This is a genomic window from Fusibacter paucivorans, from assembly GCF_018390735.1.
Taxonomy (GTDB): Bacteria; Bacillota; Clostridia; order Peptostreptococcales; family Acidaminobacteraceae; genus Fusibacter; species Fusibacter paucivorans.
Genome location: NZ_JAHBCL010000024.1, coordinates 17767 through 33212, shown reverse-complemented (window position 1 = coordinate 33212; position 15446 = coordinate 17767). Strand labels below are relative to the sequence as shown.

Genomic DNA, 15446 nt, shown 5'->3' with positions numbered 1-15446 from the left:
GTTACATACCCTCCGTTCTATAGATGCAATGCTGCAGTGTGCAACTTGCGCATTTATGCTGGCAGCCTATTGACTGCGGCGTATCAACTGGTTGATCGGCGATCATAAAAACAACCGATTTTTGCGGCAGCATAAGATCGCCTTCTGATAAGTGAATCCCCGTTCGCTTTGAAATGTCAAACCGTTCAAAGAGCTGACGCTGAGTTGTTAGACTTAGGTCACCATAGCCGGGACTAAATCTGCTGGTAAATCCCTTTACTTCTGTGTGCGCATCTTTGATCGACCGTTCTAAGATATCACAATACGATTCAATCAGTGCCGAACCACAGGCATCCATAACCACAGCTCGGGTTGGATTTACAGCAAAATAGTATTTTATTTTGCGTTCGATAAGGTGCCCAAGCGTTGCTGCTACAATCCAAAGGCGTTTACCGCCCTTGATGTGATCCGCAAAATTTTCTGATGTCAGCTGGAGTTCACTGCTTATGAGCTTGACTTGATTTGCATCAATACTGATGGCATCTTCAATCATCAGCTGATTAGGTAATATCAAGGTTCCCGTTTCTTCCAGTACTGCTTCCACATAGGTTTGCCAAGAATCGTCAACTTTACGCTTGGCACTCAGGTATCGATAAATTTCATTCCGGTCAACACCGTTTAAAATGGTTTGTTCAAGTGTCATCTTCTTTCACTTTCTATGATGCATTATCCTGCACATATTTCAGGACCTGACATCGCATTTATTTTTTATTGGATTGGCGCTCCATTCAAATCGATTGATCAAATGTATCCATCACGACTACAAGCACGAATTGTCACTTTCTATTTTACACGATTTTTGTCACGATGAGCGCAGTGCTTTGAGAACATTAGAAACATTATCCACAAGTTGCTTTGCTACCTCAGGTTTATTCATCACATAGAGGTGAATGCCGTCAACGCCCGTTGACAGAAGATCAACCAACTGCTCTGATGCATAAATAATGCCGGCATCGTGAAGCGCTTGTGGGTTAAATTCATATTTTGACATAATGCGCTTAAATTTATCAGGCAGACTTGCGCCACTCAGTGCCACCATGCGCTCGATCTGGTTTTTGTTCAACACTGGCATAATACCTGCAGTTATTGGAATATCAATATCGAGCGCTCTGACTTCTCGCCTGAAATCATAAAATTTTTCATTGTCGAAAAACAGCTGGGTAACCAGAAAATCTGCTCCCTGTGCCGTTTTCTGTTTTAAATTGATCAGATCCACCGTTCTGCTCTTCGCTTCAATGTGTCCTTCAGGGTAGCATGCGGCGCCAACGGTAAAATTTCTCGTTTCTTTGATGTACTGGATCAGATCGCCTGCATATTGAAATGCACGGTTATTCGTTGCCATTCCCTCCGGTAAGTCACCTCTTAAAGCCAAAATATTTTCGATCTCCGCCGCTTCAAATTTATCAAAAATTCGATCCACATCGTCCTTACTGGATGAAACGCAAGTTAAGTGGGCAAGAGATTCAATTTGATACTGCTTTCGAATAAACGCCGCAATATCCAGCGTTGTATTGCTGCGTTCAGATCCCGCTGCACCATAGGTAACACTAATGTAATCAGGATCTAGCATCGCCAGTGCGTCAATGGTTTTATAAACGCTGTTGAGATCGCCGTCACGCTTTGGCGGAAAGATTTCAAATGAAAGAACCGGTTTCTTCTTGTTAAAAATAGTTTTAATATCCATTTTTGCCTCCTTCGAGTTATCGAATTATACTATTTAGCATGATTTATAAACGTGAGCGCATTGCATCATCGCCTTACTTACATGCTTTTTGATCAATTTTCATAAAATAAAAATCGCTCCACCTATTGCATGAAACGATCTCTCTCAAAATCTTATCTTTCATTTCATAGGAAATGCAGGAATTAGCACCACACATCAAATGAGATGTAGGTTGCCGGGCTTCATAGAGCCAGTCTCTCAGCCACTCTTAATAAGTCGTTATATAATTGTCTGCGATTAATAATCGCCTTGATTTAATGATTATTATAAGTCAAATTCATTATGAATTGCAAGTACTGCTTTTGAATAGTCCGATTGGTTGATGACGCAGGTAATATTAATGTCAGATGTTGAAATCAAATCAATCTCAATATCGTTGTTTGCCAAGCATTCAAAAACCCTTGCGGCAACGCCCGGCGTACTCTTCATTCCCACACCGATGACACATACTTTTGCAACGCCGAGTTCTCCTGTCACTGATTCTGCGCCGATCGCTTCGGCCAATGTCTTTGTCAGCGCCAGCGCGCGATCGAAGTCTTCTTCCGTCACAGTGAAGGATATCGTCACATCGTCTTTCGTTAAATAGTTTTGCGTGATGACGTCGACGTTAATATGCTGTTCAGCAATTTCATGAAAGAGATATGCGACATTTTTTGAAGTATGTTTTAAATTGGCAATGGTAATTTTAGCATTGTTTGTGGTGTGTGCAACACCTCTGACAAATACTTTTTCCATGGATGTATCCTCCCCTACGACATAAGTCCCCATCGTGTCTGTAAACGATGATCTCAAGTGTATCGGCAAATTGTTCTTCGCTGCGAGTTCGACACTTCGAAGGTGCAGCACTTTTGCTCCGGCACCGGCCATCTCGAGCATTTCATCAAAAGAAATGCTGTCAATTTTTCGTGCATTTGGGACAATGCGCGGATCGGCTGTATAAATGCCATCGACATCTGTATAGATTTCCACTTCTTCCGCCTCAAGTGCCACGCCGAGTGCAACAGCTGAGGTATCTGAACCGCCTCGTCCAAGTGTCGTAATTTCAAGATCCTTTGTGACACCTTGAAAACCTGCGATCACAACCACTTTATCGCGTTCAAGTTCTGCTAATATTTTCGACGTATTAATGGCTTCAATTTTAGCCTTGTTATGAACACCATCCGTTAAAATGCCTACTTGAGCACTTGTAAAGGAAATGGCTTCTTCTCCCATGCTTTGAATGGCCATTGCCAAAAGTGATATCGATATCTGTTCACCCGTTGAGAGAATCATATCGAGCTCTCTTCCCGTCGGCTTCTCCGTTACCTGTTTTGCCCGCCTGATGAGGTCATCCGTCATCCCTGCTGGTGCAGAAACGACGACGACAACTTTCTTGCCGGCGCTTTTGGCACGTAGAACTTTTTGCGCCACGTTTTTGATACAGTCAGCATCCGCCATTGACGTCCCGCCGTATTTTTGAACTATAATTGCCATGTGTTCGCCGCCTTTCTATCAAATTAACGCTTCAAACGTCTTTATCAGTTATTGAATCTATAAAATGATTTTGTTAGCCAATGTCCATTAAAAAAGCCGCTTCAATGAAAGCGACCGGATCCGTTTATCTCTCATTTCATCGAAATGTAGGAATTGGCACCACGCAAATGCAGGTTGCCGGGCGTCATAGAGCCTATTCTCTCAGCCACTCTTGATAACAGTATGCATTTGTAAAGTCTAAGACTTAATTGCTAATAGTGATATTAGCACAAAGCGCTCAAAGATGCAACTGTTTTTTCCCTTTACGCACTTTTAACAGAACATTTACCCCCTGCTGATAGCCTAAAACTGCCCCCTTGCTGTAGGCTAATGCCATGATGAAGATTTTCTGGGAGGATTCAATGAGTATTCGCAAAAAAATATTAACACTCGTATTGCTGCAATTCGTCACCATTTTAACAATTGCCGGTGTTTCACTGTATGGGCTAAATGAAATTTACGGCAACCAATCATCGATTACAGCAATGTACCAAGATTTAAATGATATTAATCAGCTGTTTTCAAATTTATCGGAGTATCGCATTCAAGAGTTCAGTTATAACCTGCTTTCCGATCCACTTGAAAAACTCAGTGCCTATGATTTTTCTACTTCAACGCTTAATCGCATTCAGCAGTACATTCAAAAAATAGAAAAGTACCCTGAAATTGTTCAAATGGATGAATGGCAAAAATTTCTTGAAGACTGGGAAGCTTACGAAGCCATCAGCGAAACGATTTTCAAACCCGATGTCATCTCCGACACCACGCTGATGTCCACTAGCCGTACAACGTATGACCATATGAAAAATGATATCGAAGCTGTTCGAGATAAATTGTCTACATCTGTTAAATCAGCCAATGCAGACAGCAGCAATCATTATCAGGCAACTATTCGCATCACCGTTTCAGTCATCGCCGCTGCCATGATCGTCCTACTGCTCCTTTCTATAAGATTAATGGCCCGACTCAATTATGCTTTCCGCAACTTACAACGTGAACTCGACTCGCTCAATTCTTCTGAGGGTGATTTAACCAGTCGAATCAAGGTTGTCTCAAAAGACGAGCTCGGAAAGATATCCACTGCATTTAACGCCTTTATCAAACATGTTCACAACATCATCATTCGCGTGCAAAACACTTCAGAAAGCGTTCTGTCTTTTACGCAGTCCCTTCGCGATGAGCAAACTTATATTGCTGAAGAACTCGACAAAATAAATTTGTCAACGCATACACTCAGTGAAAACATGGACAATTCCAACGCATCAATCCAAGAAATTTCCAGTGTCACGGAAGAAATATACGCTCATATTGAAAACACATTTGAACAAGTTGAGCAGTCGAAGAACATTATTCAAACCGTTCAGCAAAGTGCAGATCAATTACAGTCAGAAGTATTGGATTCTCATCATCAATCCAAACTCGAATCCGACGCCATACAGGAACGGCTCAATAATGCCATTGAAAGTTCAAAGAGCGTTGCCGCCATCGGTCAGCTCTCTGAAAGCATTTTTTTACTGACCAAACAAACCAATTTACTTGCGCTGAATGCCTCTATTGAAGCGGCTCGCGCCGGTGTTCACGGCAAGGGCTTTTCCGTCGTTGCAGAAGAAATCAAAAAACTGGCGCAGGACTCTCAATCCGCGGTCATGGAAATTCAAGATATTTCAAAAAACGTTCTGGAAGCCGTAAATGTTCTGCAAAATGAATCAACGGCATTCAGCACCTTTTCAACGCATCAAATGCAAATGTCCCTTGAACAAACAGAAGCCATTCTTAAGGATTACACTGAAAATGCCAGTCATCTGGGTTTCTTAATCGGTGATATTCATGAAAACTTTACCGAAGTTGAAATCGCCATGCGACAGGTGAACGATACGGTTAATCACATTACGGCCGATGTCGAAAAGAATACACTCAATTTATATGAAATCACCACAAGCATTGAAAAAATTAACGAGACGAGTCAATCACTCCAAACACATAATCAAACACTCGTCACAGCAACCGAATCGCTATCTGGTGAAATATCTAGATTCAGATTATAAAGCGGAGGTTGGATAGCACAATGTAAGGTGCTGTCCCCAAATCCTCACCCATATTTCACAGCATTAAGCTGCCCATTCGACAATAACAATCCGAAAAACCGTATGAAAAAGCGACGTTCCAAGTATTAATCTTCTTGGAATGTCGCCTTTTTCATACATGCTTTTGATTTGGATCAACAGCGTATTAATATCTAAATTTTATTTTGTCATAGTCATTCTCGTGACGAATGCCATACTCGTTCTTTAAGTACATTCGCCATTCTGTGTTGTCTTTTTGACTATACGTCAAGTAGTAATCTTCTATTTTAAATTTTTTTAATACAAACATATTCATAACGTGTCCTCCTGCTGCGCGCTAAGCGCTCCGCAGCTTATGTTTCTTCTTTTCGTTAAGCAGTGCCTCGCCATACTGATTGGTATAAAGATTATAATAGGCACCACGTTTCTGCATCAATGCCGCATGATTTCCAGCTTCGACAATACGGCCTTTGTCAATGACAAGAATACGGTCCGCCTGTCGAATCGTTGAAAGTCGATGTGCAATAATAAAACTCGTCCTGTTCTCAAGGACTTTTTCAACCGCCTCTTGAATTTTTACTTCCGTTTCCGTGTCAATGGAAGAAGTTGCTTCATCCAAGAAGAATATTTTAGGATCTGCCAAAATCGCTCTGGCAAATGAAATAAGCTGTTTCTCACCTGTAGAAAGTCTGGCCCCGCCTTCACCTACTTGTGAATGGTAACCATGCTCCATTTTAATGATAAATTCGTGGGCATTGACCATTTTGGCCGCTGCCATAACCTCTTCTTCCGATGCGTCCAGACGCCCGTAACGAATGTTGGCCATCACTGTTCCGCTAAAGAGATGCGGTGTCTGAAGCACATAGCCAATATTGGCATGCAGCCAGCTCTGTGAACGTTTACGATAGTCGACGCCGTCAATTTTGATGACACCGGATGTCGGTTCATAGAATCGGCATGCCAGATTCACAATCGTGCTCTTGCCGGAACCCGTTTCACCTACGAGTGCAATAGTCTCACCCTGCTTAACTTCCAAATTGAAATCCTCTAAAATACTTTCGCCGGGTTTGTAATTAAACCCAACATTTTCAAATACCATGTCACCATGAAGCGTTTCCCACGCCTCTCGCTTTTGATGGTAATGATCACCGTATTTTTGAATGACCTCCGGACGGTCACTTACCATTTCAGGTTCGTGGATCAACTGCATGACACGTTCTGCCGCGGCCTGCGCACTAATCATTTCGGTATAAATTCTCGCCAGTTCCAAAACCGGATCAAAGAATTGCCGCGCGTATGTAACGAAGAGCACCAGTGTTCCATAAGTAATGCCCCCGTTTAATACTTCGCTGCTGCCGAAATAGAGTGTCAGTACAGTGCCAATGGCAGAGATAAAGAGCGCTGCCGGCAAGTACCCCGATGAAAACGTCGCTGCACGGACGGATTCCATGCGCATCTCACTGGTAACCGTTTCAAATTCACGACAATTCAGTGATTCTCTCACCAATGTTTTTGTCGTCTTAGCGCCTGCAATACCATCATTAAAGAGTCCTGTTATTTTGGAATTAATTCGTCTTACATGCCGATATGCAATGAGCATCTTCTTTTCAAAAGCAACACTCACAAGCGCGAGCAATGGAATGGTTACCAATGTTACTAACGCCAGTTTTACATTGACAATCAGCATAACGATGGCAATGCCGACCATCATAGTCAATCCCCAGATGAGATCGACAAGTCCCCAAGCCACTGTTTCAGAAATCTTGGCGGCATCCGACGTCGTTCTCGAAATCATCCACCCCACAGCATTCTGATCGTAATAACTAAAGGAGAGCTTTTGAAGCTTTTCAAAACTGTCCTTTCGCATTTTATAGACCATTCCCATTTCAATCTTTCCGGCATGCCGAATGAAGAAATAGACGATTGCCGTTAATAAAACGGCTAAAACTGCGTAGACGATCCCTACAATGGTTAATCCCTCTGACCAATTTTTTAAAATGATATGGTCGATGGTGTATTGTGTCACAAGTGGAAATATAATATCCATTGCCGCAAGTGCTACCATGAAGCACGCCAATATCACAAAGTCGCGCTTCATTGATTTAAAGTATTGAAACAGTGTCTTCCAGATGGTCTTATCATATTTAAGCTGTGTCGTCTCTTGCTTTACCATGGTCAACACCTCCTTGTTTAATCAAATTTAGTTGCTGTGTTAAGCTCGAAAGTCTTCTTAAGCAATCTCTTTGCCTTAAAAAATCACTTTGTGCCTTTTCATGAAACTTTTTTATCTTTTTAAAAATCTGCAGCGGATCTACGCTGCTGTTGTGCTCTTATATCTATGCGATGGCACGCTGACGTTCCCAAATATGCTTGTACATGCCCTCTTCCGCAATTAGAGTCTCATGCGTTCCCATTTGCAGAATTTCACCTTCGTCCAACACGATGATTACATCGGCTTTTGCCAATGTCGTCAAACGATGGCTGATCATGATTGTCGTTGCTTCTGACTCTCTGGCAGCCAGTGCTTCTCTAATTTTTTGATCCGTTTCCGTATCAACCGCACTGAGCGAATCGTCAAAGACCAATATAGGTTTCGTTTCATCAATAATCGTTCTGGAGATGGCAATACGCTGTTTTTGCCCTCCGGAAAGCGAAACGCCCTTTTCGCCGATAATGGTTTCATAACCATCTTTAAATCCCTCAATGCTCTCATGAATCGCCGCACGTTCTGCCGCATGTCGTATGGCGTCAAATGAATAAGATGGATCGGTGATACCGATGTTCTCTTTAACATTTTTTGCATATAGGTACGGCTCTTGAATAATAAGGCCTATGTGTTTTCTAATCCAATGTCTATCAATTCTCGAAAGTGGTGTCTCATCAATATAGATCTCGCCGCTGTAATCATAAAGTTTTTGCAGCAGCTGCACCAACGTCGACTTGCCAGATCCTGTTGCGCCCAGAATGCCAAGCGTTTGTCCCGCTTTGACTTCAAAGTTTAAGCCCTTGAGAACATCTTTACCGTTTTCGTAAGCAAATGAAACATTTTCAAAACGAATCCCACCTTTTATAGCCGGTTTTAAGGCATCTGTTTCTTCAGTCTCAACCGGCTGACTGAGTACTTCGTCAATACGCTTTGCCGCAACCGTCATTTTGCCCAATTCACTGAGCAGCCTGCCAGATTGTTTCACCGGTAAAAGCAGCATTGATTCGTAGGTAATAAATGCGATGAGTGTTCCGAGTGTCACTTCATCTCTCATGACCATTTGTGAACCGACAATTAAGACAATACCGCTCTGGATCAATGCCATAATTTCTGAAGATGACCAAAAGACGCCCAAGAGTTCGATGAGTTTAAAAGTCGTATCGCGGTATTCACTGTTAACCGTTTCAAATTTATCAATTTCATAACGTTCCCGCCCAAAAGCGCGTACAACGCGGACCCCTGACAGATTTTCCTGCAAGACAGTCGTCAGTCTGCCTTCAGCTTCGTCTGATTTCGTAAAGTTCTGCTGAACTTTAATAAAAAAGATATATGAAAACAGAAAGAGAACCGGTACCAAAACCACTGCGTAAAGGGTTAGTTTAGCGCTTAGCGAAAACATAACCGCAACGGAGAGCACCACCATAAAAACGATTCTGCCGAGATCGGCAACCTGTACACCTAAAAAACGTCTAACCGTCTCTACATCAGAAGTACAGCGCTGTATGAGATCGCCGGTTTCCCGCCCCGTATGGTATGAAAACGGCATGTACTGAATGTGTTCATAAAGCGCATCTCGCATACGTTTTGCGATTGCCTCTGCGGCAACATTTGAAAAATAACCTTTTATAAAGAGAAAGATGCCGCGAATTAAGTTCGTTATGATAAATGCCAGTACGACGCCTGTTATCGTTGCACCAAACCATTGCTGAAAAAATGCTAGATTGCCTGGATCTTCATGCCCAATAACTGTATCGACGGCATATTTTATTATAATCGGTGTTGCCAATTGCATAAGTGTTGCGATAACAATGGCCAAAATTGCTGTAATGAACATGAATTTATACCCATCCATGAATTTAATGATGTTTTTCAAGCCTGTCACCTCCTGTATATTTACCCGTTAGCACTCCAAGCCGCTGTTGATGCTGTTGGCGATAGATTTAATTCACTCAAGCAGCCGTAATCCTTCAATGTCACTGATGGCTTTAACCGTCAGTTTTAAAAGTATTGCTCCAGCGCATCAAGTGCCTATTGTTCATTTTCAATGCTAAATTTCGTTGAATAAATCTTGTTTATGACTAACACGTCCAGCTTTTGAAGGTGATCAATCCACAATTGCTTTGTGTGCAAATCATTATGTTTTCATAAAAAAAGAGACCCCTTCACCCGTGGCCTCTCTATGCCGATTTGAGTCGACATCAAATTTAAGGTATAAAAAAACCACAGGTGATCAACCTGTGGTTAAACATTTGTTGTTAATCAATGCCTATACCCGCAGGTTATAAATGTTCCAAGATTAAGTTGGCGTGGTTGACGCATTTTGGACGCACTGATTGCGTAAATGTCATGATCCACAGATGTATTACATTGTGTAAAAGCAAAGTTTAACTTAATCATCTTTATAACCTCCTTCGTTTTGTAACGCGATATCTCACGTTCACATAAATTCTATCCGATTTTGCAAATGTGCGCAACCATTATTTTTGGTTGTAACAGACTTGTAACATTTTAAAATTCTTTTTGTCCATTAAAGCTTGCAGACTTTTTTATTATAAAACTGCTTAAGTAATTGGCAATCCTGCTCTGGTAGGGGAACGGGGCCGCCGACCATATGCGCCAGTAAAACAGAATGTGCAGATTTTTCGCAAATCTCAGCAACGGTAATGGCGCGTTTTAAGTTTTCACCAACGGTTAATAAACCATTGTTCGCGAGTAATACGGCCAGTTTATCGGCAAGTGCCGCACAGACAACAGGACCGATTTGATTTGAATTCGGCAACACGTAATCTGAAACATTCACACAGCCTCCGACACTCTCGATCATATCTTCCCAAGCACCCGGAATTGGCTTTCTCGCTAGTGCCAAAGCTGTGCAGTACGTAGGATGCGTATGGATAATCGCATTGATATCATCTCGCTCTTTATAAATACTCAAATGCATCTGCAAGGCTTTTGAAGGTTCAAACTCACCGTCGATCCGGTTGCCTTCCATATCAATAATCGCCACCATTTCCGGTGTCATCTTGTCAAATGCAATACCCGTTGGCGTAATGGCAATCAGTTCCTCACCCGGAATGCGCACACTAATATTGCTGCCAGTGCCGACGACGTAATCAAGTGACAAAATCGTCATTCCCGCATCCGTTATGTCTTTGCGTGCAATTTGATGTTTAACAGACATAATATACCCCCTCATTATATTATGACCATTATAACACAAACGCGAAGGAAGCTATATCAATTGTAATAGCTTTTGACCAATTTCCTGTACCGGCAGCTGATAGTCAACAGCACCAATTTCAAAGGCAACCTTTGGCATACCATAGACAACGGATGATTTTTCATCTTGTCCCAGTGTCACGGCACCGCGCTGTTTCATGTTAAGAAGCCCGTATGCACCGTCCTGTCCCATACCGGTTAATATAATGCCAACAGCACTTTTCCCGTAGAGTGCGGCAACACTGTCGAAGAGTACATCGCATGACGGGCAGTGCCCATTGCGCTTATCCCCGTTAAATACCCTGAGCATCGACTTATTTTGTTGTCTTTGGATACTCATCTGTAAACCGCCAGGTGCGATATAGACTGCACCCGCTTTAAGCTCTTCAGCATTCTCTGCTTCTTTGATAACGGGCTTACAGAGCCCATTCAGACGCTGTGCATACATTTTTGTAAAAACCGCCGGCATGTGCTGAACCACGACAATTGGCGGTAAATCACCCGGAAGTCTTTGCAGTACTTCGTAAAGCGCCTCTGTGCCACCTGTTGAGGCGCCAATGGCAATGATCTTAACATTTGTCCCAGATGCGCGACCATTGGTCTGAGCCTTTCGATTAATCCGCTTCAAACTGCTGACATTGGCAATTGAAGCGATTTTGATTTTAATCACCAGCTCTTTCACCATGTCGTCCATCGTCACATTACTATTCGGTTTATTAACAAATTCGACCGCACCATATCGCAAGGCATCAAAGACCATATTGTCAAGAGATGACATAACGACTACGGGAATTGGATACTGCGGCAGCAATCGTTTTAAAAATTCAATCCCGTCCATACGCGGCATCTGAACGTCTAATACCATAACATCTGGTTCGTGCTTTAAAAGTTTGTCTCTGGCATCATATGGATCAACCGCAGTATCAACTATTTCAACGCCCTCATCCTCGTTCAGCATTTTTTTGAGCGTCTCTCTAAACATCATCGAATCGTCGACGATTAACACCCTTACTTTGCGCTTCGGCATAGTCCTACTCCTTCATGTAAATGGATGGCCCAACGAACTTAAAGCCAATGCTGCCATTTTCAATCGTCTCAGAATGCCCGATAAACAAGTAGCCACCATGGTTTAAGCTGTTGTAGAATTTTGTCAAAACGGCTTCTTTCGACGCTTTGTCAAAATAGATAAGAACGTTTCGGCAAAAAATAATGTGGAATGTCTTCTTGAATTGAAAAGGATGCGTTAAATTAAATTTTCGAAAGACCACTTCTTTGCGCAATGCTGGCTTGAGTTGATAGAGGTCTCCCATAATTTCAAAATATCGATTTCGATAAATCGGATTGATGTTATTTAATGATTCCTTTGGATAGAGACCGGCGTTGGCTTTTTCTAATACTTTTGACGAAATGTCCGTTGCCAGTATCGTCGTATCCCAAAGGTGTTTTTTATCACCTAGCATATCGTCAATAATCATCGCCAGTGTAAAGGCTTCTTCGCCGCTTGAACACCCCGCTGACCAAATTCTAAGGTCCCGACTGTGGGACTCCTGCCGGAACAATGCCGGCAGGAGTGTTTCTCTTAAAAAATCAAAATGTTTTTCTTCTCTAAAAAAATAGGTGTGATTGGTCGTAAGGCGATTGATGAATTCACTCATTTCCGACCCGTGCATATCCTTTTTCAAAGACTCAAAGTACGGCATAAAACTTTCATAACCCTTTGCCTGAACAATGTTGGTAAAGCGGTTTTCAATGAGTGATCGCTTGGCGTCCGTTAAATAAATGCCAAATTGATTGTATGCCATTTGCTGTACGTATTTAAACTCTTCATGTGTAATTTTCATAAGCCCTCTGCTGCATTAATACTTGCCAAATTCCGTATCATCTAATTGAATGTGTTTTGGCGATTCTGCCGACGTTTTTTCTTCACGTTTTTCAGCTTTTGGCTGAACGACATGACGGGTTTTCGTCGTGAGCTCAAATTTAGAAATCATATCTTTCAATAGTTCAGCCTGAGCTGACATTTCTTCACTGGCTGCCGCAGTTTCTTCCGCCGTTGCCGTATTATTCTGCGTAACATCAGAAATTTGATTAACGCCTTCATTGATTTGTGAGATAGCAATCGCCTGTTCATTGGAAGCATTGGAAATCGTTGATACTAACGTGGCTACTTCTGATACGCCCTCGACGATCTCACTGAGTGAACTTGCCGTCACATTCGCTATTTCAGTACCGCTTTCAACTTTGTTGATAGAGTTTTCAATTAATCCCGTTGTTTCTTTTGCTGCATTGGCACTTCGTGCAGCCAAGTTTCGAACTTCTTCGGCGACGACGGCAAAACCTTTGCCATGCTCTCCGGCCCGCGCTGCTTCAACTGCGGCATTAAGTGCTAATATATTGGTTTGGAAAGCAATTTCATCTATTACCTTGATAATCTTCGAAATATTTTTCGACGATTCGTTAATTTCACGCATTGCATCGACCATGCCTTGCATTTGCTCGTTGCCTGAAATAGCACCCTCTTTTGCCTTAACGGTTAATGCATTTGCCTTATTGGCATTAAGCGCATTTTCCTTCGTTTGCTCTGCCACTTGCGTCATGGCAGAAGTAATTTCTTCAATGGAGCTCGCTTGTTCTGTTGAACCTTGAGACAACGCCTGAGACGATGCGCTAACTTGACCTGCACCTGAGCTGACCTGTTCAGCAGATACATTGATGTCGCCAAGAATTTTATTGAGCGAATCTAAAATGTTGACAAATGCTTCTTGGATCGCAATGAAATCCCCTTCAAATTTACGCGTTACACGCACTGTAAAATCACCTTCACTCATACGCCCAAGCACCATGGCAATTTCATCAATGTAACCAACCAATGAGGTAATCGTTTGATTAAGGGCTTGTTTGATGGCATTGTGATCGCCTTTGTATTCACCTGTCATCTTCACTTTCAGATTACCGGCTGCCATTTCCTTCAGCACTGCGGAAGCTTCCATAACCGGTTTTGTCGTTGCATCAAGGGTTTCATTAATCCCTTTAATGATGCGGCCGTATTGCCCCATATGTTTGCTCGCATCGGCCCTATAGGCTAAATCGCCAGACTGTGCAGCGTCAATGAGCTCGTTGGTATCTGCCACCAAACCGTCAATACCGTCGATACAGCGGTTGATACTCACTTTGATCTCATTGAAATCACCATAGTATTCTGCATCAATTTTTTCTGGTACAACACCATTCCCGAGCATTGTAACATATTCATTTGTCAAGTTAATTGGATTGACAAATGCATCGATCAGTCGATTAATACCTACGATCAGATCATTCCAGACACCATTTAAAACGCCTTCTTTGCCGCGCTCTGATAAATCGCCCTGCATGACCGCCTTTGTCAGTTTATCCGTTTCTTGAAGTAAGAGATTCAAACTCTGAACAGCTTCTTTCAACTTCATATTCAGTATATCTTTATCAGATTTAACAACAACATCAATGTTGCGATGTCCTTCTGCAATTTTTGCAGCGACATCTGCTTGCTGTTTGATGCTGTCAATCATCTTGTTAAATGCATCTGTCATGATGCCAATTTCATCTTTGCCCTTCGATTCGAGTACCACATCGATATCCCCGGTTGCCAATGTCTCCGCTGCACCGGTGAGTTTTTTAATAGATTTCGTCAGTCCTCTCACAATGTAGGCATTGATGACAATCCCAATAAGCAGTGCAATAATAAAGCCGTAAATCAAAACATTAGTCGTATTGTTGACACCGGAAACCGTTTCTTCAGCGGCAACCATAATGCTGTTCATATTAGTGCTCGAAAGCGTATTGGCAACTGCCTGAAGCGAATCGCCACTCTGTTTTCGAACATCGCCAAGTGCACTCAAATCTGTATACAATCCGGCGAGCTCAACCAGTGTATCAGCGTAATCCTCAGCATTTTGATGAATAATATTAAGCTGATCCATATTGTATTGCTGTTTTGTCACGGCAAAGAGTTCATCCAGTGTGATGTGAATAAAATCAAACTGCTTTGATGCCGCAATCAGTGCCGATGCATCATTCGCTGCGATAGCCGTGCGCGCATTGACGCGGATATCATTGACACTATTGATAATGTCCGTCATCTTGACGATCTTTTGCTCTCTGTCGAGCAAAAGTTCATCACTGTCATTGCTCTCAATTTGGTCTCGCAGTTTTTTCACTTGATCTTCATAATAGTTTGTCGATTCTTCAACAAATTGGTCTGTAATATCGTCTAGCGCTTTAACGCCTGCTGACATCGCCATCATTGCATCATATGTACCATGAATTGCTTCAAAGTATGTTGCATGTGCTTTCGCAGCACTATTATAGCTTTCCTGCAATGCAGTGTCTTCCGGGAACCGCGCAGCAAACTGCTTTAAATCGTCCAAGTTATCGGCGGCCGCTTCCATATTTAAGACGCCTTCATCATAATAACTCATTTCGCCGGACAATCCATAGGCGCGCATATTATACATAACATCAGATACATGATCTTTAAAATCAAACACGATTTTCAAGTTTTCAACATATTTATCTTGTAATAAATCTGCTTGCATCTTTTCCAGCTGCAAGTTATAGATGGTATAGCCAATTACCAATGAAATGATAACCACCATTAAGCCGATGCCGAACAACAATTTCGTCCCAATTTTTCGGTTTTTAAGCATGG

General features: G+C 42.3%; 10 protein-coding genes and 2 riboswitches. Of the genes, 1 reads left to right on the top strand and 9 read right to left on the bottom strand.

Annotated elements, in window-relative coordinates; all coding sequences use genetic code 11:
* Position 1 precedes the first annotated feature (1 nt).
* From KHM83_RS13610 to KHM83_RS13600, 3 genes are all read right to left on the bottom strand, one after another.
* Complete coding sequence (locus KHM83_RS13610) at positions 2-682, bottom strand: hypothetical protein (protein WP_213237578.1); 681 nt, start codon at positions 680-682, stop codon at positions 2-4.
* 159 nt (positions 683-841) lie between these two features.
* Positions 842-1723 carry a methylenetetrahydrofolate reductase [NAD(P)H] gene (gene metF / locus KHM83_RS13605; RefSeq protein ID WP_213237577.1) on the bottom strand — a complete coding sequence of 294 codons (882 nt, stop codon included), beginning with the start codon at positions 1721-1723 and terminating at the stop codon, positions 842-844.
* A gap of 149 nt (positions 1724-1872) precedes the next feature.
* Positions 1873-1980: riboswitch (SAM riboswitch) on the bottom strand.
* Between the two features lie 46 nt (positions 1981-2026).
* Positions 2027-3235, bottom strand: a complete 1209-nt coding sequence (locus KHM83_RS13600) for an aspartate kinase (protein WP_213237576.1) — start codon at positions 3233-3235, stop codon at positions 2027-2029.
* 121 nt (positions 3236-3356) lie between these two features.
* A riboswitch (SAM riboswitch) is annotated at positions 3357-3456 on the bottom strand.
* A gap of 180 nt (positions 3457-3636) precedes the next feature.
* Here KHM83_RS13600 and KHM83_RS13595 point away from each other — a divergent pair.
* The gene (locus tag KHM83_RS13595; RefSeq protein ID WP_213237575.1) at positions 3637-5319 is read left to right on the top strand and encodes a methyl-accepting chemotaxis protein; all 1683 of its coding nucleotides are present in this window, start codon (positions 3637-3639) and stop codon (positions 5317-5319) included.
* 355 nt (positions 5320-5674) lie between these two features.
* Here the strand turns inward: KHM83_RS13595 and KHM83_RS13590 are convergent, their stop codons facing one another.
* The 6 genes from KHM83_RS13590 to KHM83_RS13565 form a co-directional block, all read right to left on the bottom strand.
* Complete coding sequence (locus KHM83_RS13590; RefSeq protein ID WP_213237574.1) at positions 5675-7510, bottom strand: ABC transporter ATP-binding protein; 1836 nt, start codon at positions 7508-7510, stop codon at positions 5675-5677.
* Positions 7511-7673: 163 nt separating this feature from the next.
* On the bottom strand, positions 7674-9416 hold the full coding sequence (locus tag KHM83_RS13585) for an ABC transporter ATP-binding protein (RefSeq protein WP_213237573.1): 1743 nt from the start codon (positions 9414-9416) through the stop codon (positions 7674-7676).
* Between the two features lie 654 nt (positions 9417-10070).
* Positions 10071-10724 (bottom strand): class II aldolase/adducin family protein, encoded by a 654-nt coding sequence (locus KHM83_RS13580; protein WP_213237572.1) that lies wholly within the window; start codon positions 10722-10724, stop codon positions 10071-10073.
* A gap of 51 nt (positions 10725-10775) precedes the next feature.
* Positions 10776-11789, bottom strand: a complete 1014-nt coding sequence (locus tag KHM83_RS13575) for a protein-glutamate methylesterase/protein-glutamine glutaminase (protein WP_213237571.1) — start codon at positions 11787-11789, stop codon at positions 10776-10778.
* Positions 11790-11793: 4 nt separating this feature from the next.
* Positions 11794-12603 (bottom strand): CheR family methyltransferase, encoded by an 810-nt coding sequence (locus KHM83_RS13570; RefSeq protein WP_213237570.1) that lies wholly within the window; start codon positions 12601-12603, stop codon positions 11794-11796.
* 15 nt (positions 12604-12618) lie between these two features.
* The gene (locus KHM83_RS13565; RefSeq protein WP_213237569.1) at positions 12619-15444 is read right to left on the bottom strand and encodes a methyl-accepting chemotaxis protein; all 2826 of its coding nucleotides are present in this window, start codon (positions 15442-15444) and stop codon (positions 12619-12621) included.
* Between the last annotated feature and the right edge of the window lie 2 nt (positions 15445-15446).